Origin of the sequence: Thalassolituus sp. ST750PaO-4, from assembly GCF_020320405.1 — a bacterium.
Taxonomy (GTDB): domain Bacteria; phylum Pseudomonadota; class Gammaproteobacteria; order Pseudomonadales; family Oceanobacteraceae; genus Venatoribacter; species Venatoribacter alkanivorans.
Genome location: NZ_JABVCB010000001.1, coordinates 117,218 through 141,451, shown reverse-complemented (window position 1 = coordinate 141,451; position 24,234 = coordinate 117,218). Strand labels below are relative to the sequence as shown.

Annotated in this window: 24 protein-coding genes and 2 tRNA genes; 20 read left to right on the top strand and 6 right to left on the bottom strand. The window is 54.1% G+C overall.

The window, feature by feature from the left end:
* Positions 1-2: 2 nt before the first annotated feature.
* The gene (locus HUF18_RS00660) at positions 3-1,313 is read right to left on the bottom strand and encodes an acyl-CoA dehydrogenase family protein (protein ID WP_225690736.1); all 1,311 of its coding nucleotides are present in this window, start codon (positions 1,311-1,313) and stop codon (positions 3-5) included.
* Between the two features lie 254 nt (positions 1,314-1,567).
* Positions 1,568-2,263, bottom strand: coding sequence for an adenosylcobinamide amidohydrolase (locus HUF18_RS00655; RefSeq protein ID WP_225690735.1), 696 nt, complete (start codon positions 2,261-2,263; stop codon positions 1,568-1,570).
* A gap of 72 nt (positions 2,264-2,335) precedes the next feature.
* Here HUF18_RS00655 and yaaA point away from each other — a divergent pair, with 72 nt between their 5' ends.
* Together yaaA and HUF18_RS00645 are read left to right on the top strand one after the other, a co-directional pair.
* Positions 2,336-3,124 carry a peroxide stress protein YaaA gene (gene yaaA / locus HUF18_RS00650; RefSeq protein WP_225690734.1) on the top strand — a complete coding sequence of 263 codons (789 nt, stop codon included), beginning with the start codon at positions 2,336-2,338 and terminating at the stop codon, positions 3,122-3,124.
* Positions 3,117-3,713 carry a YajG family lipoprotein gene (locus tag HUF18_RS00645; RefSeq protein ID WP_186436005.1) on the top strand — a complete coding sequence of 199 codons (597 nt, stop codon included), beginning with the start codon at positions 3,117-3,119 and terminating at the stop codon, positions 3,711-3,713. The genes yaaA and HUF18_RS00645 overlap by 8 nt, the downstream gene beginning before the upstream one ends.
* 78 nt (positions 3,714-3,791) lie before the next feature.
* Here HUF18_RS00645 and HUF18_RS00640 read toward each other — a convergent pair whose 3' ends face one another.
* Positions 3,792-5,909, bottom strand: a complete 2,118-nt coding sequence (locus HUF18_RS00640) for a carboxy terminal-processing peptidase (RefSeq protein ID WP_225690732.1) — start codon at positions 5,907-5,909, stop codon at positions 3,792-3,794.
* 319 nt (positions 5,910-6,228) lie between these two features.
* Here HUF18_RS00640 and HUF18_RS00635 point away from each other — a divergent pair, with 319 nt between their 5' ends.
* Entirely contained in the window at positions 6,229-6,672 is a 444-nt protein-coding gene (locus tag HUF18_RS00635; protein WP_145470330.1) for an acyl-CoA thioesterase, read from the top strand.
* Between the two features lie 72 nt (positions 6,673-6,744).
* Here the strand turns inward: HUF18_RS00635 and HUF18_RS00630 are convergent, their stop codons facing one another.
* Positions 6,745-7,653, bottom strand: coding sequence for a LysR family transcriptional regulator (locus tag HUF18_RS00630; RefSeq protein WP_145470332.1), 909 nt, complete (start codon positions 7,651-7,653; stop codon positions 6,745-6,747).
* Between the two features lie 216 nt (positions 7,654-7,869).
* Complete coding sequence (locus tag HUF18_RS00625) at positions 7,870-8,772, bottom strand: DMT family transporter (protein WP_225690730.1); 903 nt, start codon at positions 8,770-8,772, stop codon at positions 7,870-7,872.
* A gap of 259 nt (positions 8,773-9,031) precedes the next feature.
* Here HUF18_RS00625 and clpB point away from each other — a divergent pair, with 259 nt between their 5' ends.
* From clpB to nadA, 15 genes are all read left to right on the top strand, one after another.
* A complete protein-coding gene (clpB, locus tag HUF18_RS00620; protein ID WP_225690728.1) occupies positions 9,032-11,617 on the top strand; it encodes an ATP-dependent chaperone ClpB in 2,586 nt (861 codons plus the stop codon).
* Positions 11,618-11,740: 123 nt separating this feature from the next.
* Positions 11,741-12,178, top strand: a complete 438-nt coding sequence (locus HUF18_RS00615) for a protease complex subunit PrcB family protein (protein WP_225690726.1) — start codon at positions 11,741-11,743, stop codon at positions 12,176-12,178.
* A complete protein-coding gene (gene ruvC / locus HUF18_RS00610) occupies positions 12,175-12,690 on the top strand; it encodes a crossover junction endodeoxyribonuclease RuvC (RefSeq protein ID WP_225690724.1) in 516 nt (171 codons plus the stop codon). The genes HUF18_RS00615 and ruvC overlap by 4 nt, the downstream gene beginning before the upstream one ends.
* An 85-nt stretch (positions 12,691-12,775) precedes the next feature.
* On the top strand, positions 12,776-13,387 hold the full coding sequence (ruvA, locus tag HUF18_RS00605; protein ID WP_145470340.1) for a Holliday junction branch migration protein RuvA: 612 nt from the start codon (positions 12,776-12,778) through the stop codon (positions 13,385-13,387).
* 8 nt (positions 13,388-13,395) lie between these two features.
* Entirely contained in the window at positions 13,396-14,421 is a 1,026-nt protein-coding gene (ruvB, locus tag HUF18_RS00600) for a Holliday junction branch migration DNA helicase RuvB (protein WP_225690722.1), read from the top strand.
* Between the two features lies 1 nt (position 14,422).
* Positions 14,423-14,893 (top strand): tol-pal system-associated acyl-CoA thioesterase, encoded by a 471-nt coding sequence (gene ybgC, locus HUF18_RS00595; protein WP_222428600.1) that lies wholly within the window; start codon positions 14,423-14,425, stop codon positions 14,891-14,893.
* Positions 14,890-15,609: a protein TolQ gene (gene tolQ / locus HUF18_RS00590; protein ID WP_222428601.1), complete on the top strand. Its 720-nt coding sequence runs from the start codon at positions 14,890-14,892 to the stop codon at positions 15,607-15,609. Before ybgC ends, tolQ begins: the two co-directional genes overlap by 4 nt.
* The gene (gene tolR / locus HUF18_RS00585) at positions 15,609-16,058 is read left to right on the top strand and encodes a protein TolR (protein WP_225690720.1); all 450 of its coding nucleotides are present in this window, start codon (positions 15,609-15,611) and stop codon (positions 16,056-16,058) included. The genes tolQ and tolR overlap by 1 nt, the downstream gene beginning before the upstream one ends.
* 1 nt (position 16,059) lies before the next feature.
* The gene (gene tolA / locus HUF18_RS00580; RefSeq protein WP_145470350.1) at positions 16,060-16,881 is read left to right on the top strand and encodes a cell envelope integrity protein TolA; all 822 of its coding nucleotides are present in this window, start codon (positions 16,060-16,062) and stop codon (positions 16,879-16,881) included.
* Positions 16,875-18,155 (top strand): Tol-Pal system beta propeller repeat protein TolB, encoded by a 1,281-nt coding sequence (tolB, locus tag HUF18_RS00575; RefSeq protein ID WP_145470352.1) that lies wholly within the window; start codon positions 16,875-16,877, stop codon positions 18,153-18,155. Before tolA ends, tolB begins: the two co-directional genes overlap by 7 nt.
* A gap of 31 nt (positions 18,156-18,186) precedes the next feature.
* The gene (gene pal / locus HUF18_RS00570) at positions 18,187-18,738 is read left to right on the top strand and encodes a peptidoglycan-associated lipoprotein Pal (protein ID WP_145470354.1); all 552 of its coding nucleotides are present in this window, start codon (positions 18,187-18,189) and stop codon (positions 18,736-18,738) included.
* Positions 18,738-19,514, top strand: a complete 777-nt coding sequence (gene ybgF, locus HUF18_RS00565) for a tol-pal system protein YbgF (protein ID WP_145470356.1) — start codon at positions 18,738-18,740, stop codon at positions 19,512-19,514. The genes pal and ybgF overlap by 1 nt, the downstream gene beginning before the upstream one ends.
* Positions 19,515-19,699: 185 nt before the next feature.
* A tRNA-Lys gene (locus tag HUF18_RS00560) sits at positions 19,700-19,775 on the top strand.
* 73 nt (positions 19,776-19,848) lie between these two features.
* Positions 19,849-19,924: transfer RNA gene (locus HUF18_RS00555), tRNA-Lys, on the top strand.
* A gap of 162 nt (positions 19,925-20,086) precedes the next feature.
* On the top strand, positions 20,087-21,121 hold the full coding sequence (gene nadA / locus HUF18_RS00550) for a quinolinate synthase NadA (protein ID WP_225690718.1): 1,035 nt from the start codon (positions 20,087-20,089) through the stop codon (positions 21,119-21,121).
* Between the two features lie 101 nt (positions 21,122-21,222).
* On the opposite strand, the gene HUF18_RS00545 is transcribed toward nadA, so the two are convergent.
* Positions 21,223-22,683, bottom strand: a complete 1,461-nt coding sequence (locus HUF18_RS00545; RefSeq protein ID WP_225690716.1) for a M48 family metalloprotease — start codon at positions 22,681-22,683, stop codon at positions 21,223-21,225.
* Between the two features lie 157 nt (positions 22,684-22,840).
* Here HUF18_RS00545 and HUF18_RS00540 point away from each other — a divergent pair, with 157 nt between their 5' ends.
* On the top strand, positions 22,841-23,083 hold the full coding sequence (locus tag HUF18_RS00540) for a sulfurtransferase TusA family protein (RefSeq protein ID WP_225690714.1): 243 nt from the start codon (positions 22,841-22,843) through the stop codon (positions 23,081-23,083).
* A gap of 4 nt (positions 23,084-23,087) precedes the next feature.
* Positions 23,088-24,158, top strand: coding sequence for an AI-2E family transporter (locus HUF18_RS00535; RefSeq protein ID WP_145470364.1), 1,071 nt, complete (start codon positions 23,088-23,090; stop codon positions 24,156-24,158).
* Positions 24,159-24,234: the final 76 nt, after the last annotated feature.

Sequence of the window (24,234 nt, the reverse complement as noted above, 5' to 3'; positions counted from 1 at the left end):
CCTTACAGGTGCAGACCGCTGTTAACACAACCCAGAATGCGCAGGTCGCGGTACCAGCGCTCAGCCGGATGTTCTTTGGTAAAGCCGTGGCCGCCGAGCAGTTGCACGGCATTGGTGCCGATTTCCATGGCTTTGTCGGCACACAGAACATGGGCCAGATAGGCTTCGCGGTGGAATGGCTGACCCTGTTCGGCCAGTGCGGCCGCACGCCAGGTAAGCAGGCGCATGGATTCCAGTTCGATGGCGATATTGGCGATCATAAAGGCCACTGACTGGCGGTGACTGATGGGCTCGCCGAAGGCTTCACGCTCGTTGCAGTAAGGAATCAGGTAATCCAGTGCCGCCTGACAGGTGCCAATGGCCAGGGCGCACCAGTGCAACTGGCCAAGATCGACAAAGGCGCGGTAATCGAAATCACTGTCTTCACCACCCAGCAGGGCATCGACGTTCACCTGCACTTTATCCAGTGTCAGGGTGCCGGTGGCGGCGGCGTGCAGACCCATCGCCGGGCTGCGGGTAAAGTTCAGGCCATGGCTGTCGCCGGGCACAATAAAGAGTTGTGGTTTGCCATTCAGCAGTGCGGCCACCAGATACAGATCGGCGTTACCGGCAAAAGGCACCAGAGTTTTCACGCCATTCAGCACATAGCCCTGCTTATTGCTTTTTGCGCTGCAGGTCAGCTTATCGGGGGCGAACAGTGGATGCGGTTCCTGCAGGGCAATGGCGGCGGTTACCGGTTGCTCGGCCAGCCACAGTGGCAACCAGCGTTGCTGTTGTTGCTGTGTGCCCCAGCGAACCAGTGCGTTGGCCACACCTACGGGGGCGAGGGCGGCATAGGCCAGGGTGAAATCTCCCCAGGCCAGTTCTTCGGCAATGATGGCGCTGGTGGTCGGGCTGTAGCTTTGTGCCGCACCGCCCAGAGATTCGGGCACCGAGAACAGATTCAGACCCAGGGCCATGGCGTCCTGCAGATAACTGTCGGGCAGTTGCAGGTTTTCGTCGGCGTCGTGGGCCAGACCACGCACAACCTCTTCCGCGTAGGAGCGCACGCTGTCGCGGATCATCTGTTGCTCTTCACTTAAGCTCAGATCAAACAGTGCCTGGGGCTTGCGTTCCGGCAGACGTTCACCACGGGTGCTGTCCTGCTTTTGTGCACGCTTCTGCATCATCTCGCCGGCAAACTTAAAACCGGCACGGGTGGAAAGGTAAGCGATGCGCTCGGCGGGTTTGCGCAGGCCGTATTTTTCCGCCCAGCGGCTGCCAGCAAAACGACTGGCCAGGCCAAGGCCCAGTCCCTGAATATCTTTAGCCATACAATCTGCCCTCAGTGTGAATCGTTGTAATTATTGTTTGGGCCGGACGCTGCGGTGGCGGTATCGCGACGGGGTGTTGCGATGGGGTGTTGCGGGGGAGATGCAGCGCGACCGGCCCTCTGCCTGGCAGAATAAAACACAGGCAGCGTTGGCAGGTTCGCAGTTTGGCGCCGGTGGCGCATTGGCAGAGGTGTCAGTTGCTGCCGGGCAAAGTGGTCATATTGCGGCAGTTCAGCCGGTGGGAGACGGGTGTGTCAGCCGTTTGCCGCGCGTAAGCAGTGGCCGATGCTCTGCTCACAAGCATCCAGCACCACACGGCCAATCAACTCGCCGGCGGTTGTATGTTTACCGCAAAAGGCAAGGGGACCTTCTGCGCCGGGTTGCGGCGGGCAGATGACGGCGTGACTGTCGGTGCCGGTACCACTGGCGGGCAGGCTGGATAACGGGCTGAGTAAGCCGGCATCGCGGATGGCGGTAACCTTGGCTTCGGTCAGCTGGATCAGGGCTTCGGCCATGGCAGCCGGGGTCAGGGCAAAATGCAGCAGCAGCCAGATGTTAATGGTTCCGGCACCGTTAAAAGCATCGGCCGGATCGCCGCTGCGGCGCAAATTGGAAAGTCCGGCGGTTACCCAGCATTCGGCGCGCAGTTGTTTCAGGCTCAGGCTGCTGTAGCCCAGTGATTGCATGGAGGCGGCGGTCATCATGCCGCAGCAGGGTGCAGGCAGCATAAGCTGTTCAGCCTGTTGCTGCAGGCTTTGTTCTGCCGGTGGCCAGGGGGGCGGCGCATGCTGATCGACACGCAGGTTCAGCAGGCTGTGGGTGCTGGTAAAGCCGCCGTTGAGTACCGCAGAACTCAGCACCGGCCAGGGCTCAGGTAGCGTCAGAGCGATATGAGTGGTGCTGTGTGCAAAGCGGATTCCGCCTTGATTATCCTGTTTAAGCAGGGACATAGGCGGACTCTATTTGGGTCATGGGATGGGACTCGTTATGATAGGCACAATTTTCATTTACAGGATGCCCGCATGCTGACGTTACTGTCACCGGCGAAAACGCTGGATTTTGACACGCCGCCGACCACGGCAAAAGCAACCCAGGCCGATTTTCTGCAACATTCTGCCGAATTGGTGGATGTGCTTAAACAGTATTCTCCGGATGATGTCGGCGCGCTGATGAAACTCAGCCCGGCGCTGTCGGAACTGAACGTGCAACGCTACCACGACTGGCGTCTGCCGTTTAATGCCGACAATGCCAAGGCGGCTATTCTGGCCTTTAAAGGTGACGTCTATACCGGCCTGCAGGCCGACACACTGGATGAGCAGCAGCTGGATTTTGCCCAGAATCATGTGCGTATTTTAAGTGGTCTGTATGGTTTACTGCGACCGCTGGATTTAATTCAGCCTTACCGGCTGGAGATGGGCACCAAACTGAATAATGCCCGTGGTAAAGACCTGTACAGCTTCTGGGGTAACACCATTACTGAGGCACTTAACCGTGAGCTGGAACAACAGGGTAAAGATGTGGTCGTTAATCTGGCGTCGAATGAATATTTTAAATCGGTGCAGCCGAAAAAACTGAACGCCCGCCTGATTACACCGGTCTTTAAAGACGAAAAAAACGGCCAGTATAAAATCATCAGTTTTTACGCGAAAAAAGCCCGCGGTCTGATGACGGCTTATATTATCCGCAGGCAGCTGCAAAAGGCTGAAGCCCTGCAGGATTTTGATGTGGCGGGTTATCGCTTCAGCGCCGAAGATTCGCGCGGCGATACCTGGGTATTTAAACGAGCAGAGAAGGATATTCCGAATGCGTAAGTTAGTAATCGCCAGCCTGTTAACTGGCACCATGGCAGCGGGTCTGAGTGGTTGTGTACTGGCACCACAAACCATTGCCCTGAATGAAAGCGTCAGTGTACCCGGCGGCATGCCGGCTATTCAGCGTGATGCCCTGGTGCGGGTAGTGGATGAGCGCGGACAAGGTGCCGATGTGCTGGGACACCGCGGTGGCCGGGCGCCGGAAAATTCTCCGCTGCTGTCAGAAAAACCATTAAGCGATGTGTTAACGGCACGCATGCAGGAGTCGCTGAAATCTTTGGGTTTTGGCTCTGCCAGCCCGGTTGATCCGGTGCGTGTACAGCTGACGGTTGAAGAGTTTTCTTATCAGTGTAATGAAGGCGCAATCGTAAACGAATGCGGCATGAAAATGCGCTTTATGATTACCGTTATGGATAACGGAAAAACCTTCACCAAGCCATACAGCGCCAACGAAACCCGCTCTCTGGCGGCGTCACCAGCGGTGGAATATAACCAGAAATGGGTGAACGAGGTTTTGGATAAACTGTGGCAGCACATGTTTAACGATAAAGAACTGCAGCAGGCACTGAATGTGACGGTGCAGGGCTGATTTTTTACAGCATGACTGATGCATAAAAAAGCCCGGAATATTCCGGGCTTTTTTATGGCTGAAAATAACGTCAGACGGTTATTTCGCTTCGCGCTGCGCGGTCAGGCTGGCTGTCTGAATATTCATATAATCCACCAGAATATGTCCGGCTTCGATCAGCAGGGCATCGTCTTCTTCCGGTTTTTTATCGTCTTTTTTCTCAGCGTCAGCAGCATTATCGCTTTCTTCATCGTCGATGCTGGTTAACAGCGGCATGCCTTTGGCTTTGCGGCGTTCGTTTTCCAGCTTCAGGCGTTTGTCATCGTTGGCTTTGCGTTCCTGCTCGCGCACTTTTTCGTTCAGTGATACCTGAGTCTGCTGACGCAGTTCGGTAATCAGTGCTTTTTGCTCGCGCAGGAAACGGAAATCCGGATTGTGTTCGATGCGGGTCTGGTGCAGCTGGCGTAACGCCGGCAGGGTCGCCGCGATGCCTTTATTGCTGCTGTACTCTGCAGGGCGGATAGTGTCCCACGGCAGGGCTTCTTCCAGCGCGCTTTCGCCGATTTTTTCTTTATCGAACAGCGACGGGAACAGAATATCCGGGATAACGCCCTGGTGCTGGGTACTGTCACCGGATACCCGGTAGAACTTGGCCTGGGTAATTTTCAGCTGGCCGGAGCGCAGCGGACGCAGGCTCTGAACCGTCCCTTTACCGAAGGTCTGGCCACCGACAATTAAACCGCGGCCATAATCCTGAATAGCACCGGCAAAAATTTCCGAGGCCGACGCACTGAGGCGGTTAACCAGAACGGTAATCGGCCCGTCGTACAGCACGGAAGGGTCCTGGTCAGGTAACACTTCAACCCGGCCGTGGGTGCTGCGTACCTGTACTACCGGGCCCTGCGGAATAAACAGGCCGGTCAGGGTAATGGCTTCTTCCAGCGAACCGCCGCCGTTATTGCGCAGATCAATGATCAGGCCATCGATGCCTTCTTCTTTCAGTTCGTTAATCAGCACAGTGACGTCACGGGTCGTGCTCTTATAGTCCGGCTTGTTTTCCATACGACCCTGAAAGTCGATATAGAAGGTCGGAATATCGATCACACCGATTTTATGGGTTACGTCGCCATCTTTAACCTCGATAACGTCTTTCTGGGCGGATTGCTCTTCCAGTTTGACCTCATCACGCACGATGGAAATGATTTTGCTGTCGGTGCCGGATGAGTTCGCCGGCAGAATTTCCAGGCGTACGGTGGTGCTTTTCGGACCACGGATCAGCTCGACAACTTCATCCAGACGCCAGCCAATCACATCAACGATATCGCCTTCGGCCTGACCAACGCCGATGATCTTATCGGCAGGCTGCAGGTTACCGGCTTTGGCCGCCGGGCCGGCCGGCACCAGACGTACCACCTTGGTGTGCTCGTCTTCAGTTTGCAGCACGGCGCCAATGCCCTGTAAGGACAGGCTCATATTGATATTGAAGTTCTCGGTGTTGCGCGGCGAGAAGTACTGGGTGTGCGGATCGAAGGCGCGGGTAACGGCATTCATAAAGGTCTGATAGGCGTCTTCAGATTGTGACTGATGGACACGGTTCAGCTGGTTCTGATAGCGCTTGCTCAACAACTCAATAATGGCGTCTTTTTCTTTGCCGGCCATTTTCAGATTGAGGATGGAGTTTTTCAGGCGCTTGCGCCACAGATCGTCGAGCTCGGCGCTGGTGGTCGCCCACGGCGCTTTTTCGCGATCGAGATCGAGCCGCTCGTCAGTGTCGAAGTGGTAGTCGGCGGCTTTGCTGTGCAGTTCGTTGAGCAGAAACGACAGGCGCTCAGACACGCGCTGCTGAAAGCGGTTAAAGATGATGAAGGCCGGGCGCATATCACCGCGGTTCAGGGCTTCGTCCAGACTGTAACGGTATTGCTCAAATTCTTTGACGTCGGCAGCCAGCAGATAGCTGCGGGTGCTGTCGATATCGTCGAGCAGGATATCGAGCACCCGTGATGACAGTTTGTCATCCAGACGCTGATGCTCGTAATGGCCGCGCAGCAGGTTGTTCATGATCTGCTGGGTGATCATGGCGTGATCACGGGTCGGCTCAAGGGGTTTGAAGGCGGTGCCGGGGGCAATTTCCGGGATGGTGGCCTGGCTCAGCTGGGCCGTGAGCAGCGCTGTAAGGGTCAGCGCAATTTTCAATGTGCGGAAGCAAATGGAAAGCATAGTCGTTGCCAGATTTCCTTGTTGTTATCTGTTTGTACTGTGCGCCGGGCGCCGTTATCATGCCGGCGCTTTGTCAGGGTAAAGCCTGTACGCACGTACCGTTACGGTGTCTGGCCTTTGTTTTTGCCTGTTTCTCAGGCGGGCCGAACATCCGTTTGGGTGCCATTGGTGTAAAGCACAGAGAGCTGGCGTAAGACGTATGGCTCATCTGAACACCCCGGCTGCTGCGGTATAGTAGACCGCATTGGAATCGCAGTTGCCAGAATAATTCCCCGGATTTTGCTGCATTGGCAGCAAAACAGACGATCAGGAGGCTGTTTTGGCCAGAGTACAACTCGAATTACCCGATGAATTTACCTTCAGTACAACGCTGGATGTGCGGGTAACGGAAATTAATTACGGCAATCATGTGGGTAATGACCGCATGGTGTCTTTGTTACACGAAGCCCGGCTGCGCTTTTTACGCGAACATGGTTTTGGTGAATTTAATATTGGCGGCCTGGGGTTAATGGTGTCGGATCTGGTGGTGTGCTTTACCGCAGAATCCTTTGTTGGCGATATTCTGACCTTCCATGTCGGCGTGACCGACTTCAATAAATACGGTTGCGACTTTATTTACCGGGTCGAAAATCAGGCTCAGGACAAACAGGTGGTGAAAGCCAAAACCGGTATCGTCTTTTTTGATTATGACGAGCGTAAAATTGCTCAGGTACCGCGGGTTTTTTACGAGCGCTGCGCGCCCCAGCTGCTGCCTCAGGAATAATCTGGCGGCATTCACTGCATAAAAAAACGGGCCTCTGATAAGGCCCGTTTTTTTATGTGCTTACTGCAGTGCTCAGTTGCTCTGACTCGGATCGTCAAAATAGGCGGTAATAAAGTCGAGAAAAGCGCGGCTTTTGTTTGCCAGATAACGGTTCTGTGGAAATACCACTTTGATGCTGCGTACCGGAATATCCACTTCCGGAAACAGGCGCACCAGTTCACCGACCTCCAGGTGCCGTTCGGCAATATAGGTTGGCAGGGCGGTGATACCCATACCGGCCAGGCAGGCTTCGTATACCAGATCGATATCATTCACAGCCAGCTTGCGTTCAACACTGGACAGACTGAAACCATGATCTTTCTCGAACTGACGCAGCCAGTTGATGCGGGCGTATTCGGCGTTGGCGACAATCAGAATGCGATGGTTGTTAAGGTCTTCCAGTTTTTCCGGTGTGCCCCAGCGCTCCAGATACTCTTTTGATGCGCAGATCACGATATTTTGCTCGGCCACCGGTTTGGCAATCAGGCGGGAATCTTCCAGTGAACCCAGACGCAGGGCGAAGTCATAGCCTTCTTTCACAATGTCGAGCGGGCGGTCGGAAATATGCAGATCGAAGCTGATGTCCGGGTACTTCTGGGAGAAATCAGTGAACATGCGCGCCAGTTCGCGGCGGCCGAAGTTCGACATCGCGGTGATACGCAGACGGCCGCGTGGCGTGACGTCAAAGTCGGTGACCAGCTTTTCGGCTTCCGTGATCGACTCAAGAATATTCTCGCAGTGCTGGTAGAACATCTGTCCGGCTTCGGTCGGGCTGACGGAGCGGGTGGTGCGGTTCAGCAGACGTACGCCAAGGCGCTCTTCCAGACCGCTGATCTGCTTACTGACGGCAGATGGGGTCACTCCCAGTGAATCGGCCGCCGAGGTAAAGTTGCGCGAGCGCACAACAGAGACAAAGGTTTGCAATGAGTCGATACGGGACATAATTAATGATTCATTCTGAGTAATCCATTAGAACAGCCAGTATATTTAATTCTGAGGAAATAATAAGCCTGTTTTGATCATAAATTAGACTTATATCTAAGAGAATGACGCCTTATACCTGTGCCGGGAATTCTCCGCTTGCCGCCACAACGCTGCAGAAATCAGGTTTCAGTGCTGCTTTGGCGCATAGTCAGGCGATACCGGTCCTGAACTTCGTCAGCTTTTAGCGCCGCTTTTCGGCGCATACAGGTTCAGTAAGCCTGCCAGTACGATCAGAATGGCCCCGGCCCAGGTCGTCCACAGCGGAATCTCTCCCCAGAACCACCAGCCCATCAGGGCGCCATAAATAACCGCACTGTAAACGTAAACACCGACCTTGCCGGTTGGCGCGATGCGGTAGGCGCGGGTCAGCGCCAGCTGGCCGCTGGTAGCGACCACGCCAAGCGCCAGCAGCCACAGCCAGGTGCTGTCAGGAACCGGCTGCCAGTTGAGCAGGGCGCCGGGGGCTGAAACCAGTGCGGCGGTCAGGCCAAAATAAAACACAATACGCTGGCTGGATTCGGTAGCCGACATACGGCGGATGGTGACCTTGGCCAGTGCGGCCAGAAAAGCACCGAGCAGACCGACCAGCAGCGCTGTGTTGTAGCTGTCGCCATTACCCAGCATGGCCGGATGTTCAGCGCCGGGCTGCAGGATGACACTGACCCCGGCAAAGCCGATCAGCAGCGCCAGCCAACTGTGGCGCCCGGCGGGTTCTTTCAGCCACCAGAGTGCCAGTAATGGCATAAACAGCGGCGCCGAAAGCTTCACCAGAAAGGCTTCGGTGAGCGGCAGATGAGCCAGCGCCCAGAAGTAACAGTACATGGCGCTGACACCAACAAGACCGCGCAGCAAATGCCAGTGCCAGACCCGGGTTTTCAGTTCACTTAAGCCGGTACGCAGCAATAAAGGGGCGAGTACGATCAGACCGGCGATATTACGGAAGAACACAATCTGCTCGGTCGACAGCACGTCCGACAGGTCTTTGACCAGCGCGCCCATTAATGCCAGCAGGGCTTCACCCAGCAGCAGGAATAACGCACCGCGGCGCAGGGCGTCGGTCATTGCAGGGGCTGTCATGGCTGGTTTGTGTCCTACGCTTTAAAAGGTGAATCGCGCCACTATATAAATGAAGGCTGACGATACGGATGAAGGCTGGTGATTATACGCGATCACACGTTTGGCAGCCGGGTCTTTGCGCTGCATCAAGATGAATTTCTATTAGTTTTACTAAATTTAATCTTGAAGGTGTTGAAAAAAATTAATCTGGTCGCATCTAAGCGGTAATGAATCAACTCTGCTCGGGTCTGCCCTGAGCGTCTATTTAGGAGATTGGAATATGCGTATGGATCGGTTGACCACCAGTCTGCAGAACGCTCTGGCCGAGAGCCAGAGTCTGGCGCTGGGGCAGGATCATAATCAGATTGATACCGTCCACTTACTGTTGGCATTGCTCGAACAGCCAAGCAGCTCGGTTAAAGATGTGGTGCGCCGTTGTGGTGCCAATGTCGTTGAGCTTGGCCGTGCCCTGCGTGCGTTGCTGGACGAGCAGCCCAAAGTCAGCAGTCCGGATGGCAATATTCAGCTGGCGCCGGAGCTGGGCCGTCTGCTCAATCTGGCGGATAAAGAAGCGCAGAAACGCGGTGACCAGTATGTGTCGAGCGAAGTCTTTCTGCTGGTGGCGCTGGACGATAAAAACAGCACAGGTAAGGCACTGGCCGCGGCTGGTCTGAAGAAAGACGGCGTTAATAAAGCCATTAACGAACTGCGTGGCGGTGAAAGTGTGCAGGACGCCAATGCCGAAGATAACCGTCAGTCGCTGGATAAATACTGCATCGACCTGACCGAGCGTGCCGAAGCGGGCAAACTGGATCCGGTGATCGGCCGTGATGATGAAATCCGCCGTACCATTCAGGTGCTGCAGCGCCGTACCAAAAACAATCCGGTATTGATCGGACCTCCGGGCGTGGGTAAAACCGCGGTGGTGGAAGGTCTGGCGCAGCGTATCGTTAATGGTGAAGTGCCGGAAAACCTGAAGCATAAGCGCATTCTGTCGCTGGATATGGGTTCGCTGGTGGCCGGTGCCAAATACCGTGGTGAATTTGAAGAGCGCTTAAAAGCCGTTTTAAAAGACGTCACCAAGGCCGAAGGCAGCATCATTCTGTTTGTCGATGAATTGCATACCATGGTCGGCGCCGGTAAGGGCGATGGCGCTATGGATGCCGGCAATATGCTTAAGCCTGCTCTGGCACGGGGTGAACTGCACTGCGTGGGTGCGACCACACTGGATGAATACCGCGAATTTATTGAAAAAGACGCGGCACTGGAGCGTCGTTTCCAGAAAGTGATTGTTGATGAGCCGAGCGTGGAAGACTCCATTGCGATTCTGCGTGGTTTAAAAGAGCGTTACGAAGTGCACCACGGTGTGCAGATTACCGACAGTGCGATTATTGCCGCGGCCAAGCTGTCGCAGCGTTATATTCCGGATCGTCGTCTGCCGGATAAAGCCATCGATTTGGTGGATGAGGCGGCATCGGTTATCCGTATGGAAATCGACTCCAAACCACAGGAAATGGACAAGCTCGAACGACGCCTGATTCAGCTGAAAATCGAGCGTGAAGCACTGCGTAAAGAAAAAGACGAAGCGGCGAAAAAACGTCTGAGCGATCTCAACGAAGAGATCAATAAAGCCGGACGTGCCTACGTCGAGCTGGAAGAGGTGTGGAAGAAAGAAAAAGCCCTGCTTGAAGGTGCCAGCAAGTCGAAAGAACAGCTGGAACAGGCCAGAATCGAGATGGAAGCGGCGCGTCGTGCCGGCGATCTGCAGCGTATGTCAGAACTGCAGTACGGCCGTATTCCGGAGCTGGAAAAGCAGCTGGCCACGGCCGCCGAGGCAGAAACCTCCGGTAAGCAGGAATTTACCCTGTTGCGCAATAAAGTAACCGAAGATGAAATTGCCGAAGTGGTGTCGAAGTGGACCGGCGTGCCGGTGACTAAGATGCTGGAAGGCGAACGTGAAAAACTGCTGCGCATGGAAGAGGTACTGCACGATTCGGTAGTCGGGCAGGATCAAGCCATTGCTGCAGTATCGAACGCAGTGCGCCGTTCCCGTGCCGGGTTGTCTGACCCTAACCGGCCGAATGGTTCATTCCTGTTCTTAGGGCCAACCGGTGTCGGTAAAACCGAACTCTGTAAGGCGCTGGCGACCTTCCTGTTCGACAGCAGAGACGCCATGGTGCGCATCGATATGTCGGAATATATGGAGAAACACTCCGTGGCCCGCTTAATCGGTGCGCCTCCGGGTTATGTTGGTTACGAAGAGGGTGGCCTGCTGACCGAAGCCGTGCGGCGTAAACCTTATTCGGTGATTTTGCTCGATGAAGTGGAAAAGGCGCATCCGGATGTGTTCAACATTCTGCTGCAGGTGCTGGATGATGGTCAGCTGACCGATGGTCAGGGACGCCGGGTCGACTTTAAAAACACCGTACTGGTGATGACCTCGAACCTGGGCTCGGATGTGATCCAGACCATGTTTGCCGATAAGCCGTACGAGGAAATGCGCGATGCGGTGATGGATATTGTCGGCAGCCACTTCCGTCCGGAATTTATTAACCGGATTGACGAGGCGGTGGTATTCCATCCGCTGCTGAAAGATCAGATCCGCGGCATTGCGGATATTCAGCTGGATCTGTTGCGCGGCCGTCTGAAAGAACGCGATCTGGCGTTTGAGATGAGCGACGCGGCCATCAGCAAGCTGGTGGATGTGGGTTACGACCCGGTGTTTGGCGCACGGCCTTTAAAGCGTGCGATTCAGCGCTGGATCGAAAACCCGCTGGCGCAGGATATTCTGGCGGGTAAATTCCTGCCGGGTACCACCATCGTTGCCGATGTTGACAACGATCAGCTGGTTTTCCGTGCGGGGTAAGCTCCGCGCCGTTTAAACCGGCTGAGTGCCACTGACAAAACCCCCGTTGCAGTCTCTGTGGCGGGGGTTTTGTGTATACTGGCGTCTTTATCTATCTGTGATCGTTACGGAGGACGGATTGTGATGCGTCGTTTATTAAAACCCTCCCTGCTTGTGGCTGGCCTGACGATGGTGCTGAGTGCCTGCACCACGGTGATGCCGCTCAGCCTGCCACTCAGTACCATGGATCAGTGTGCTGCCCCTGAAGGTGTCAGCCTGCGTTTCAATGCCCTGACCATTGCTCTGGGTGAGCGTCCACACGCCGGTTATGGTATCGATCTGGTGGGGCAGCAGCAGGATGACGGCGATTACCAGCTGATCTTCCGTGAGCGCTATCCCGACCCGGACAGAAAATACGCTCAGGTGATTACCTCACCTTGTCTGCAGGTTATTCTTCCGGCGGGCTGGCAGCATCTGACGGTGACCGATCAGGTCAGTGGCCGTGAATGGACATTTACTCCGCAAGACGCTCTTCAAAGTCCGACTCCGCTGAAGAAACAGGCGCCCGTGAAAGTCCCATGATTATTCTTGGCATTGACCCGGGATCACGCATTACCGGTTTTGGTGTGATCCGCCGTACGGGCCAGAAAATTGAATACGTCGTCAGTGGTTGTATCCGCACCGGCGAGGGCGAATTACCCGGTCGTCTGAAAAAAATTTACGACGGCGTCAGCGAATTAATCAGTACCTACCAGCCAGAGCAATTTGCCATCGAGCAGGTGTTTATGGGCAAGAATGCCGACTCCGCATTAAAACTGGGTCAGGCCCGTGGGGTGGCCATTGTGGCGGCGGTACAGCAGGGCTTGCCGGTAGCAGAATATGCCCCGCGCACCATTAAACAGGCGGTTGTCGGTAAAGGTAGCGCGGCGAAAGAGCAGGTTCAGCATATGGTGCAGTACCTGTTAAAACTGCCGGGTATACCGCAGGCGGATGCCGCCGATGCGCTGGCCATTGCCATCTGCCATGCCCATACCAGCGCCAGCCTGATGGCTCAGGCCGGAGTGAAAGGCGTGACCCGCGGACGGATGCGTTAGCGTCTCTGCCACTACCTTCCATTGAGCCGCCCCGGCCATGCTGGTAGGCTAGGCCGCTTTCCAGTTATGCAGTCAGAATGCAATCATGATCGGACGATTACAGGGCGTTATTCTTGAGAAGCAGGCTCCGGAGCTGCTTCTTGACGTCAACGGCGTGGGCTATGAGATTCAGGCGCCGATTTCCACCTTTGCCATGCTTGGCAAAACCGGCACCCAGGCGGTGCTCTATACCCACCTTGCCATCCGCGAAGATGCGCACCAGTTATATGGCTTCAGTGATAAGAGTCAGCGCACGCTGTTCCGCACCCTGATTAAAGTCAGCGGTGTCGGGCCCAAACTGGCGCTGGCGATTTTATCCGGTATGGATGTCAACGCCTTTGCCGTCTGTGTGCATAACGAAGACGTCACGGCGCTGACCAAACTTCCCGGTGTTGGCAAGAAAACCGCCGAACGTTTAATTGTTGAAATGCGCGATCGTCTGACCGAATGGCAGGCGCCGGCGCCATTGTGGGCGGCCGCAGATAATGCCGAAAAAGCCTCACAGGATAATCTGTTGCGCGAAGCGGAAAGTGCACTGGTCGCGCTGGGCTATAAGCCACAGGACGCGGCGAAAATGCTGAATAAAGTCAGTGCCGGTGTCGACAGCGCGGAAGAAATGATCCGCCTGGCACTGCGCAGCACTCTGGGTTCTAAATAAGGTGATCCATGATCGAAACTGACCGCTTTATCAGCCCTCAGCCGCAACCGGCCGAAGAACATCAGGACCGGGCTATCCGTCCCAAATCGCTGAGCGAATACATCGGTCAGCCCCATGTGCGTGAGCAGATGGAAATTTTTATCGGCGCGGCACGGGCCCGTAACGAAGCGCTGGATCACACGCTGGTATTCGGCCCGCCGGGTCTGGGGAAAACTACGCTGGCGAATATTATTGCCGAAGAAATGGGCGTGGCGATTAAGTCGACCTCCGGCCCGGTGCTGGAAAAAGCCGGCGATCTGGCAGCATTGCTGACCAATCTCGAAGAAGGCGACGTTCTCTTTATTGATGAAATTCACCGTCTGAGTCCGGCGGTGGAGGAAGTGCTGTATCCGGCCATGGAAGATTATCAGCTGGATATTATGGTGGGCGAAGGACCGGCGGCCCGTTCGATTAAAATCGATCTGCCACCCTTTACCCTGGTCGGCGCGACCACCCGCGCAGGTCTGCTGACCTCGCCACTGCGCGATCGCTTCGGCATTGTGCAGCGGCTGGAGTTTTATAATATCGCCGATCTGACCCATATTGTGTCGCGCTCCGGGCGTCTGATGCAGCTGGAAGTGGATGACAGTGGTGCCAAAGAAATTGCCCGCCGTGCACGCGGCACGCCGCGTATTGCCAACCGTCTGTTACGCCGTGTACGTGATTACGCTCAGGTGAAAGGCGATGGTACGGTTAACCATGCCTGTGCCGATGCGGCGCTGAATATGCTCAATGTCGATGTGCAGGGCTTCGATCATATGGACCGCCGCCTGCTTCTGACCCTGCTGGAAAAATACGACGGTGGCCCGGTGGGCGTTGACAGTCTGGCGGCTTCCATTGGTGAAGAACGTGACACCATTGAAGACGTGCTGGAGCCTTACTTAATGCAGCAGGGGTACATTACCCGTACACCACGCGGACGCATGGCGACCAAACTGGCCTATCTGCATTTTGGTCTGGATTTACCGGTTCGTTTTAATCAGGATGCGCAATAACATGGCATTTACCTGGCCGCTGCGGGTGTATATCGAAGACACCGATGCCGGTGGCATTGTGTATTACGCCAATTATTTCCGCTTTCTGGAACGCGCGCGCAGCGAGTGGTTACGCGCACTGGGCTACGGTCAGGAACAATTACGTCATCAGAATGTGTTATTTGTGGTGCGTGAGGTACAGGCCAAATACCTGAGTCCGGCACGACTGGATGATGAACTTCTGGTGTCCGTGGCCGTCGAACACAGCCGCAAAGCCAGTCTGGTGCTGAGTCAGAAGGTCTGGCGCAAACCGGCAGCAGAAAGCGCGGAAGCGGTTGATCCGCATGAATATCTGGTAGAGGCGCAAATAACCATCGCCTGTATCAGCGATACCGGACGTCCGCAGGCGGTACCCGCGGACATTCTTAAACGGATGACGGCAGGGGCCGCTTATCCGTCCGAACATAATGATGAATGTCAGGAGACGTTGTGAACGAGTCTGTTTCTATTTTTTCGTTGATTATCAACGCCAGTTTTGTTGTGCAGCTGGTGATGCTGATGTTGCTGGCGGCTTCGGTAATGAGCTGGGTTGTAATTGTACAGCGTACCCGTTTGTTATCCGCCAGCCGTGAGCAGCTGCACGATTTTGAAGAACGTTTCTGGTCGGGTGTGGATCTCAACGATCTGTACCGCGAATGTCAGCAGAAGGCGGTGCCAAGTGCAGTTGAAAACGTCTTTATGGCGGGCCTGAAAGAATTCGGAAAAATGCGCCAGCAAAATACCAATGACCCGGATGCGGTAATGGCCGGTGTACAGCGTGCGATGCGTATTGCCATTACCCGCGAATCTGAATTGCTGGATACCCATCTGCCATTTCTGGCAACTGTGGGCTCTACCAGCCCGTATATCGGTCTGTTCGGTACCGTGTGGGGCATCATGCATTCCTTCCAGGGGCTGGCCAGTGTTAAACAGGCGACTATTGCCACCGTTGCTCCTGGTATTTCTGAAGCGCTTGTAGCCACGGCGATGGGTCTTCTGGCGGCCATTCCGGCGGTGATTTTCTATAACCGTTTCGCCAGCCGCGTCGATCAGACAGTAACCGGCATGCATACCTTTGCCGATGAGTTCTCGTCATTGCTGTACCGTCAGGCACATAAAATTCAGCAGGCCGTCAAAGCCGAAGAGAAAAAGGCGGCGGAGAAAAAATAATGGAACCTATGGCTCCTCCTGCGGCCAAGCGCCGGCCGATGGCCGAAATTAATGTGGTGCCCTACATCGATGTGATGCTGGTGCTGCTGATTATTTTTATGGTGACAGCACCGATGCTGGTGCAGAGCGTACCGGTTAACCTGCCGGATGTGGACGCGACACCGACCGAAATTGAGCCGGATGACAGCACCATTATCGTGTCGGTTAACGAACGCGGTATTTATTTTATTGAGCGTGATGAAGGTCAGCCCACGGCCATGACGCTGGGCGAAATTCAGGAATATGCGCAGAAAATTATTGGCGCTGTACCTGAAACCCGTCTGATGATCCGCGGTGATGAAGCCGTACCCTACGGCAAAGTGGTCGCGCTGATGGGCGGGCTGCAGAGTGTTGGTATTAATAATGTTGGCCTGATTACTGAAGCGCCGGACCCGGAGGCTCGCCGCTGATATGAGCTGGCTGAATCCGGAACGGTACTCGCTGCCGGTTGTATTGTCTGTGGGGCTGCATATTCTGGTGGCCTCGCTGTTTTTGCTTGAATGGCCAACAGAGCACCGCGTACCTGAACCTGTACCACCGCATGTAGTGGCCACGGTCGTGCAGGTGGAAAGTGCGGCTGAAAAGCAGCGCAAACAACAGGCAGAGAAACAGAAAAAGCGTCAGGAGCTGGCGGCCAAACGGGAAGCGGAGCGTAAGAAAAAACTGGCTGAACAGAAAAAACGCGAAGCTGAGCAAAAGAAAAAACAGGCTGCTGCGAAAAAGCGTGAACAGGAAAAAGCGTTAAAAGAAAAAGCACTGGCAGAAAAGCAGGCAAAAGACAAAGCAGCAAAAGAAAAGGCCAGTAAAGAAAAAGCCGCCGAGCAGGCAAAACAGAAAGCCGCTCAGGAGCAGGCATTGCTGGAGCAGATGGCACAGGAAGAAGCTGCCGCAGAATTGAAAGAACAGCAGGAAGCTAAGATTCAGGCTGAACGCGCTGCAGCTCTGACACTGGAGTTTACCGATCAGATTAAAGCCCGGGTGGAGTCGGTATGGCGATACCCTCCGGCGGTGACGGCCAGTCAGGAAGTGGAAGTACGGATTACTCTGGTACCGACCGGGCAGGTGATTCAGGTTCAGATTACCAAAGGCAGTGGTAATGCGGCGCTTGACCGTTCCGTTGAACAGGCCGTTTATAAAGCCTCGCCACTGCCGGTACCAAAAGATGTGCGGGTATTTGAAGAGAACTTCCGCAGCTTTTTAATGAAATTCAGACCGGAGAATGCAACGTGGTAAAGCACAGTTTGATTGTCCTGATGTGGCTGTTTGCCAGCCTGAGTCAGGCCGAGTTATTAATTGAAGTCACTCAGGGGAAGCAGAGCGCGATTCCGGTTGCCGTAGTGCCTTTCAGCTGGAACGGCAGCAGTGCTCTGCCGGAAGATGTCAGTGCTATTGTGACCAACGATCTGGCCAGCAGTGGTTATTTCCGCACGCTGGCTACCAGCAATATGATTACTCAGCCGCATCAGTTAAGTGAGGTCATCTACGCTGACTGGTCACGCCTGAAACAGGATTTTGTCGTCATCGGCAGCGTGGAGTTGCAGGCTGATGGTTATGCGGTGCAGTTCCATGTGATGGATGTACATCAGCAGGTGGAAATTCTGCGTCACCGGGTAAAAGGTAAAGCATCCCAGTTACGTGACCTGGCGCATTACATCAGTGATTACATCTTTAAAAAGCTGACGGGTGTACCGGGTGTGTTTTCCACCAAACTGATTTATGTAACCACCAACCGCGAGCGCAGCCGGTTTAACCTGAATTACGCCGACGCGGATGGTGCGCGGGAACAGCTGATCTACAGCTCAAAGCATCCGATTATTTCTCCGGCCTGGTCACCGGATGCGAAGAAAGTGGCCTATGTGTCTTTTGAAAATGGTCGCAGTGAGATTTTCTTCCAGGAGCTGGCTACCGGTAAGCGTGAGCGGGTAGTGGCTTTTGATGGCTCCAACAGTGCGCCGGCTTTTTCTCCGGATGGAACCCAGCTGGCATTTGTGTTGTCAAAGCTCGGCAATCCAGACATTTATGTGATGGATCTTGCAACCCGGAAAATCGAGCGTATGACCAATCACTATGCCATTGATACTGAACCTCAGTGGGATGTTGACGGCCGTCATCTGTTTTTCACCTCGAGTCGGGCAGGTGGTCCACAGGTATATAAGCTGGACACTGCCAACAAAGAGGTAGTGCGTGTAACCTTTGAGGGTGGCTACAATGCCCGTGCTCGGATTACCGCAGATGGTCGTAAACTGGTGTATGTCCATAAGGCTAATGACCGCTTTCATATCGCATCTCAGGACGTGAAAAGTGGATTAGTGCACATTCTTACCAGTGAGACGGAATTGGATGAGTCTCCTAGTGTTGCACCCAATGGAAGTATGGTAATTTATGCTGCGAGTGAAGCGAACCGAAGCATTCTGGCGGCCGTATCGGTCGATGGCGATGTTAAGTTCCGCTTACCATCAAAATATGGTGACGTCAGGGAGCCTGCTTGGTCGCCGATTTTCCAATAATTCAAACTCACTTTCGGACTGGAAGACTGTTATGCAAACTACTGCACTGTATAAAACCTTAGGTTTGGCCTTTGGGGCTATGTTGATTTCTGCTTGTGCAAGCAAGGGAGACGTAAATGAGGGTGCAGGTTCTACTGTTGCACCAACAGCTACTGAACAACAGGCCGAAGATACCAATGCTGTTGAAAGCGCTGGTGTAAATGGTGAAGCTCTGGAAGCAGAAGCAAACGAAGCTCAGGCTGCACTGCGTGAACAAACTGTATTTTACTTTGACTTCGATCAGAGCACTCTGAAGAGCGAAGGCAAAGCGGCTCTGATGGCTCATGCGGCTTTCCTGGCGGCTAACCCAGCAGCCTCTGTTGTTCTGGAAGGTCACGCTGATGAGCGCGGTACCGTTGAATACAACCTGGCTCTGGGCGAGCGTCGTTCTATGACCGTACGTCGTTTTCTGATGGCTAACGGTGCCAACGGTTCTCAGCTGAAAGTTGTGAGCTTTGGTGAAGAGCGTCCGGTAATGATGGGTCACGACGAAGGCTCTTACGCCAAGAACCGTCGCGTTGAAGTGAAATACCAGAGCCGTTAATGAAATCTGTCGTCCTGACCTTTGCGCTGGTTGCAGTAACTGCCAGCGCCAATGCGGATGATCAGTGGGTATCTGTTGGTGCGGCCCGTCCGGTCGCACCGGCAACCCAGAACACTCCGACCGACTCCTCTGTCCGGGCTGCTGTAACAACCCCGGCAAACAATGCTCCTGCTGTTATTCCCGCTGCTTCTTCTGGTTTGTTATCTGAAATGTCCATGCAAATGGAACAGATGCAACAGGAAATTGCTGAGCTGCGTGGTCGTGTAGAAGAGCAGGATAATCTGATCCGACGTCTGACTCAGGAGCAACAGGAACGTTACCTGGATCTTGATCGCCGGATAGCTGCTTTACTGGCTGGTGGTTCACCTGCGGCTGCTCCGGTGGCGGTAGTGAAAGAATCTCCTGCAGAAGCCTATAAAAATGCGATGACGCTGGTGCGTGAGAAAAAATTCGCTGAAGCCAACGTAGCCTTTAACGATTTTGTGAAAAATTACCCGCAGGATCCGTTAGTAGGTAATGCGCTGTATTGGTCTGGTGAGGTTTATCTGGTTCAGAGCGATCTGGATAAAGCCCTGGAGAGCTTCCGTAAGGTGGTTACCCAATATCCTGATCATGACAAAGCAGCCGATGCGACCTATAAAATGGGAATCACACTGCATAAGAAGGGTGATGTGGCGCAGGCAAAGGTCTGGCTGCAGAAGGTTATTGATCTGTACACCGGCAAGGCCGACGGTACGGTCAGACTGGCCAAGTCCTATCTTGCAAAGCTTTCCTGACAGGCCTTTTAAGGCCTGTTTTTCTTTCTGAATATTCTTTGTTATCGCGCCTGAAAGCCCATGAATTCTGGGCTCATAACCTGTCTTTTGTAGCCACCGGATGACGCTAAGTCCCTGATAGTGAAACTTTTTTCGAAAAAAGGGTTGTCAGCTCCGGAAAATTAAGTATTATATGCGCCTCTTCCGGGTCGTTAGCTCAGTTGGTAGAGCAGTTGGCTTTTAACCAATTGGTCGCAGGTTCGAATCCTGCACGACCCACCAATTTTTACGGAAGAGGTAAGTTACTGAAAAGGTTGACTTTTTTTTAGAACCCGGTAACATACGCAGCACTTAAGGGTCGTTAGCTCAGTTGGTAGAGCAGTTGGCTTTTAACCAATTGGTCGCAGGTTCGAATCCTGCACGACCCACCAACATCTAAAAGGGGAGAAAGCGAAAAGCTTTCTCCCCTTTTTATTTGCCTCCCGGAACCCCATCTGTTCTGTGCAGGGTTCTGGTCCGCAGAGTGACGCAGCGGACAGTGTTCTGTCTGTGATAAAATTGCCACGTTATATCCATGTCTGACAGAGAGATGTATGAACGAAACCATACCTGCCGCACAACAGATTGTCCGTGATTTCTGGTCTGCACCAGCGGCACCGCTGACGGCCGAGCAAAGCGATGCACTTAAGCAGGAGATCCGTGAATTACTGATTCAGGAAGATGCGGCTCTGGTTGCCCACTATTACACCGACCCTGAAATTCAGGCTCTGGCGGAAGAAACCGGCGGTTGTGTGGCGGATTCTCTGGAAATGGCCCGCTTTGGCCGTGACCACAAAGCCAGCACGCTGATTGTGGCCGGTGTACGCTTTATGGGTGAAACCGCCAAGATCCTCAGTCCGGAAAAACGCATTCTGATGCCGACGCTGGAAGCAACCTGCTCGCTGGATATCGGTTGTCCGGTAGAAGAGTTTTCGGCCTTCTGTGATCAGCATCCGGATCGCACCGTGGTGGTGTATGCTAATACCTCGGCGGCGGTAAAAGCGCGTGCCGATTGGGTGGTTACCTCGAGTATTGCTCTTGATGTGGTCAATCATCTTAAACAGCAGGGGCAGAAGCTGATCTGGGCACCGGATAAGCACCTGGGTAATTATGTGCAGCGTGAAACCGGGGCTGACATGATTCTGTGGGACAGTGCCTGTATTGTTCACGATGAATTTAAAGCCAAAGCGCTGGAAGATCTGAAGAAGGTTCATCCGGATGCGGCGGTGCTGGTGCATCCGGAATCGCCGGAGTCGGTGGTGAAAATGGCCGATGCCGTCGGCTCGACCAGTCAGCTGATTGCGGCAGCCAAAAACTTGCCGAACCCTGTGCTGATTGTGGCTACCGATAAAGCCATCTTTTATAAAATGCAGCAGGCGGCGCCGGATAAGCTTCTTATAGAAGCGCCAACTGCAGGTAACGGTGCAACCTGTCGCAGCTGTGCGCATTGCCCGTGGATGGCGATGAATGGTCTGCAGAGCATCCGTGATGTGCTGGTCAATGCCGATCAGGAAATTCTGATTGAAGAAGGTCTGCGTCAGCAGGCGGTGGTCAGCCTGCAGCGCATGCTGAATTTCAATAAAGACTGAAATTTAATAAAGCCTTTATAGAATGAAGCCTGAGCACAGCAAATAAAAATGGGCCTTCTGGCCCATTTTTTATGTCTGTTTTTCAGGTGTTATGAGTGCGATCAGGGAAGAACTGCGGCGGTATTGGCCATTACCCGCAGCCGCTGCCCCAGTGCGGCTTCCTGCTGAAAATCATGGCTCTTTTTCGCCAGCTGTAAGGCCAGTTCCATCTGTCGCAGCGCTTTGGCGTGGTAGCCCGAATAAAACAGATATTCAGCATTGGCACGATGGCCCAATAAAATCATATTGGCATCACCTGCGGCTTCACCCAGCATGCGCCAGACCGCCGGATTGGTACTGCGCAATTCGCTCAGTTGTTTGAGAATGGCTACTGCCTCATTTTTCTGGCCAGACTGGCGCAGCAGGGAGGCTTTGGTGCTCAGCAGCAGATAATCCTGGGGATCGAAAGGCAAAGCGTCGTTAATGGCGTCGATGGCTTCGGCGTATTTATCTTCCGCCGCCATGCTGCTGGCATTCAGGGCGACTACGGCAGAGTGATCGCGCCACGGGCTGATGATTTTTTTCAGATAAGCACGGCTGGCGCTGTTGTCGTTATTTTCCAGTGCCAGTCTGGCCAGGCTGTACAGCGCAGCGGCCTGTTCGGCGCTGCTGCGCGGTGTGACCTGTAACTGGTGGGTGAAGTAATCCACGCGCTTGTCAGCATTAAGCTGGTAGCGGATTATGGCTTCGTTCTGCAGTACCCGGAATTCAAAGCTCGCCAGACGGGGTTTGCGTGGGTATTTTTGCGCACGGTCAGCGGCATCGGCGACCCGTGATTCCGTGACCGGGTGAGTCAGCAGGAATTCAGGTGGACGTTCATTGTAGCGGTTGGCCTGCAGCATCTGCTGAAACATCGACGGCATGGCGTAAGGATCAAGCCCTGCCGTGGACAGGGTGCGCATGCCAATACGGTCAGCTTCCTGCTCCCATTCGCGTGAGTAAGCCAGGCGGCTCTGAATGCTGGCTGCCTGGCTGGTCAGAAGTCCGGCAAAGCCAGCATCGGGGTTGTTGGTGGCAATCAGCAGAATGCTTGCCAACAGGGTGGCGATGGCGATGGGTTCCTGTTTTTCTGCGGCTTCGATCTGGCGGGCAAAGTGACGCTGACTCAGGTGAGCCAGTTCGTGTGCCAGAACGGCTGACAGCTCGTCTTCGTCGCGGGTGTGTAACAAAATGCCGAAGTTGATGCCAATAATGCCGCCGGGTACGGCAAAAGCATTTAATTCCGCGCGATCAACAACAACAAATTCAAATTCGGATTGTTTTACTTCGCTGTGGGGGACCAGGCGGAAAATCAGGTTTTCCAGAAATTCGGTTATCAGCGGGTCATCTAACGTTTTTGCCTGTGCCCGCAGCTGGCGCAGCCAGACCCGTCCGAGATCATGTTCTTCCTGCAGGGATACATAGCTGGAGGCGCTGTCGCCAAGATCCGGCAGATCGGCGGTCGCAGCCTGGGTGGTTGGGATACTAAGGGCGGCATAACTGCTCAGCAGCAACAGCGCCAGACGTGTTAGGCGGAAGTTCAAGCCCGGATTCCTGAAGTTGATTTGCGTTAGACCCGCCAGGGTGCAGGAGTTCAGCAGGTCTTATGGATCATTGTCGCTGAACTGCAATTCCCTGTGCAGGCGTTATCAGCAGACATCCGTATATAATGAGGCTTCAGTTTGGCAAAAGGCGTGCGCTGTGTCTAATTCAAACCAATATCATCAGGCTCTTGATGCTTCCGGACTGGAATGCCCATTGCCATTGTTAAAAACCAAGCTGGCGCTTAAAGCGCTGGCGATTGGTGAAGTGTTGTGGGTGAAGGCAACCGATGCCGGCTCGTGGCGTGATATCCGCAAATATATTGCAATGACCAATAATGAACTGGTGGCCGCTTCCGATGTCGATGGTTGCTATCAGTTCTGGATTAAAAAAGGAGCCTGAGGGCATGATTAAGGTATTCCGGCGCTGGATTGACCGCTATTTTTCCGACGAAGAAGCGCTGCTGTTGCTGTTGCTTATTACGGCGGTGTTGCTGGTTATTATCACGTTAGGCAAGGTACTGGCACCGTTCCTGACCGCCATTGTGCTGGCGTATCTGTTGCAGGGGACAATGAATTACTGCAAGCGCCGGGGGCTTGGTCATCTGGGCGCAACCGTGCTGGTTTTTATGCTGTTTGTCAGCGTACTGATGCTGTTATTGCTGATTATTCTGCCCGCCACCTGGCAGCAGCTGACACAGTTTTTCTATGAATTGCCGCGTATGGCCAGTAAGGGGCAGGAACTTCTGATGCTGCTTCCACAGCAGTATCCGGATCTGGTGTCGGTCGATCAGGTGAAAGTCTGGACCAAACAGATAGGTGATGAGCTGGCGTCGGTCGGGCAGTTTGCCGTGAGTTTTTCCATTACCGGGATTACCGGTGTTATGGCGGTGCTGATTTATTGTGTGCTGGTGCCGATTCTGGTGTTCTTCCTGTTGAAAGACTCCGATCAGATTCTGGCCTGGTGTACGGCATTTTTACCGCAGCGCCGGCAACTGCTGAACCGTATCTGGTCTGAAATGGATGTGCAGATTGCCAACTACATCCGCGGTAAGGTGCTGGAAATTGTTATCGTCGGTGGTGTCACCTATGTGGCCTTTCTGATTCTTGGCGTGAACTATGCGGCGCTGCTGGCCATTGCAGTGGGGTTGTCGGTGCTGGTGCCTTATATCGGTGCGGCGGTGGTCACCATTCCGATTGCCCTGGTGGGGTATGTGCAGTGGGGTTGGACCAACGATTTCATCTGGCTGATGGTGGTGTACGGCATCATTCAGGCATTGGATGGCAATGTACTGGTGCCGTTGCTGTTTTCTGAAGTGGTGAATCTGCATCCGGTGGCCATTATTGTGGCGGTGCTGGTGTTTGGCGGGCTTTGGGGGTTCTGGGGCGTGTTCTTTGCGATTCCGCTGGCAACCCTGTTTAAAGCGGTGTTACAGGCCTGGCCCGATAACAGAGTAAGCGATAGTGACTGCGTCTGACTTGTCACCAATCCCTTGCATCAGTAGACTTGCGCCTTTGTTTTTCTGCGCCCGTTCCGGGCGGATATTTTGGAGT

Bases quoted from the DNA above. Each gene is read 5' to 3' on its own strand.
- nadA (WP_225690718.1), top strand. From the start codon at position 20,087: ATGAACGAAACCATACCTGCCGCACAACAGATTGTCCGTGATTTCTGG.
- tolR (WP_225690720.1), top strand. From the start codon at position 15,609: ATGGAACCTATGGCTCCTCCTGCGGCCAAGCGCCGGCCGATGGCCGAA.
- ybgF (WP_145470356.1), top strand. From the start codon at position 18,738: ATGAAATCTGTCGTCCTGACCTTTGCGCTGGTTGCAGTAACTGCCAGC.
- clpB (WP_225690728.1), top strand. From the start codon at position 9,032: ATGCGTATGGATCGGTTGACCACCAGTCTGCAGAACGCTCTGGCCGAG.
- ruvB (WP_225690722.1), top strand. From the start codon at position 13,396: ATGATCGAAACTGACCGCTTTATCAGCCCTCAGCCGCAACCGGCCGAA.
- HUF18_RS00655 (WP_225690735.1), bottom strand. From the start codon at position 2,263: ATGTCCCTGCTTAAACAGGATAATCAAGGCGGAATCCGCTTTGCACAC.
- HUF18_RS00535 (WP_145470364.1), top strand. From the start codon at position 23,088: ATGATTAAGGTATTCCGGCGCTGGATTGACCGCTATTTTTCCGACGAA.
- HUF18_RS00660 (WP_225690736.1), bottom strand. From the start codon at position 1,313: ATGGCTAAAGATATTCAGGGACTGGGCCTTGGCCTGGCCAGTCGTTTT.
- HUF18_RS00640 (WP_225690732.1), bottom strand. From the start codon at position 5,909: ATGCTTTCCATTTGCTTCCGCACATTGAAAATTGCGCTGACCCTTACA.
- ruvA (WP_145470340.1), top strand. From the start codon at position 12,776: ATGATCGGACGATTACAGGGCGTTATTCTTGAGAAGCAGGCTCCGGAG.
- ybgC (WP_222428600.1), top strand. From the start codon at position 14,423: ATGGCATTTACCTGGCCGCTGCGGGTGTATATCGAAGACACCGATGCC.
- tolA (WP_145470350.1), top strand. From the start codon at position 16,060: ATGAGCTGGCTGAATCCGGAACGGTACTCGCTGCCGGTTGTATTGTCT.
- HUF18_RS00625 (WP_225690730.1), bottom strand. From the start codon at position 8,772: ATGACAGCCCCTGCAATGACCGACGCCCTGCGCCGCGGTGCGTTATTC.
- ruvC (WP_225690724.1), top strand. From the start codon at position 12,175: ATGATTATTCTTGGCATTGACCCGGGATCACGCATTACCGGTTTTGGT.
- HUF18_RS00615 (WP_225690726.1), top strand. From the start codon at position 11,741: ATGCGTCGTTTATTAAAACCCTCCCTGCTTGTGGCTGGCCTGACGATG.
- HUF18_RS00645 (WP_186436005.1), top strand. From the start codon at position 3,117: ATGCGTAAGTTAGTAATCGCCAGCCTGTTAACTGGCACCATGGCAGCG.
- yaaA (WP_225690734.1), top strand. From the start codon at position 2,336: ATGCTGACGTTACTGTCACCGGCGAAAACGCTGGATTTTGACACGCCG.
- HUF18_RS00630 (WP_145470332.1), bottom strand. From the start codon at position 7,653: ATGTCCCGTATCGACTCATTGCAAACCTTTGTCTCTGTTGTGCGCTCG.
- pal (WP_145470354.1), top strand. From the start codon at position 18,187: ATGCAAACTACTGCACTGTATAAAACCTTAGGTTTGGCCTTTGGGGCT.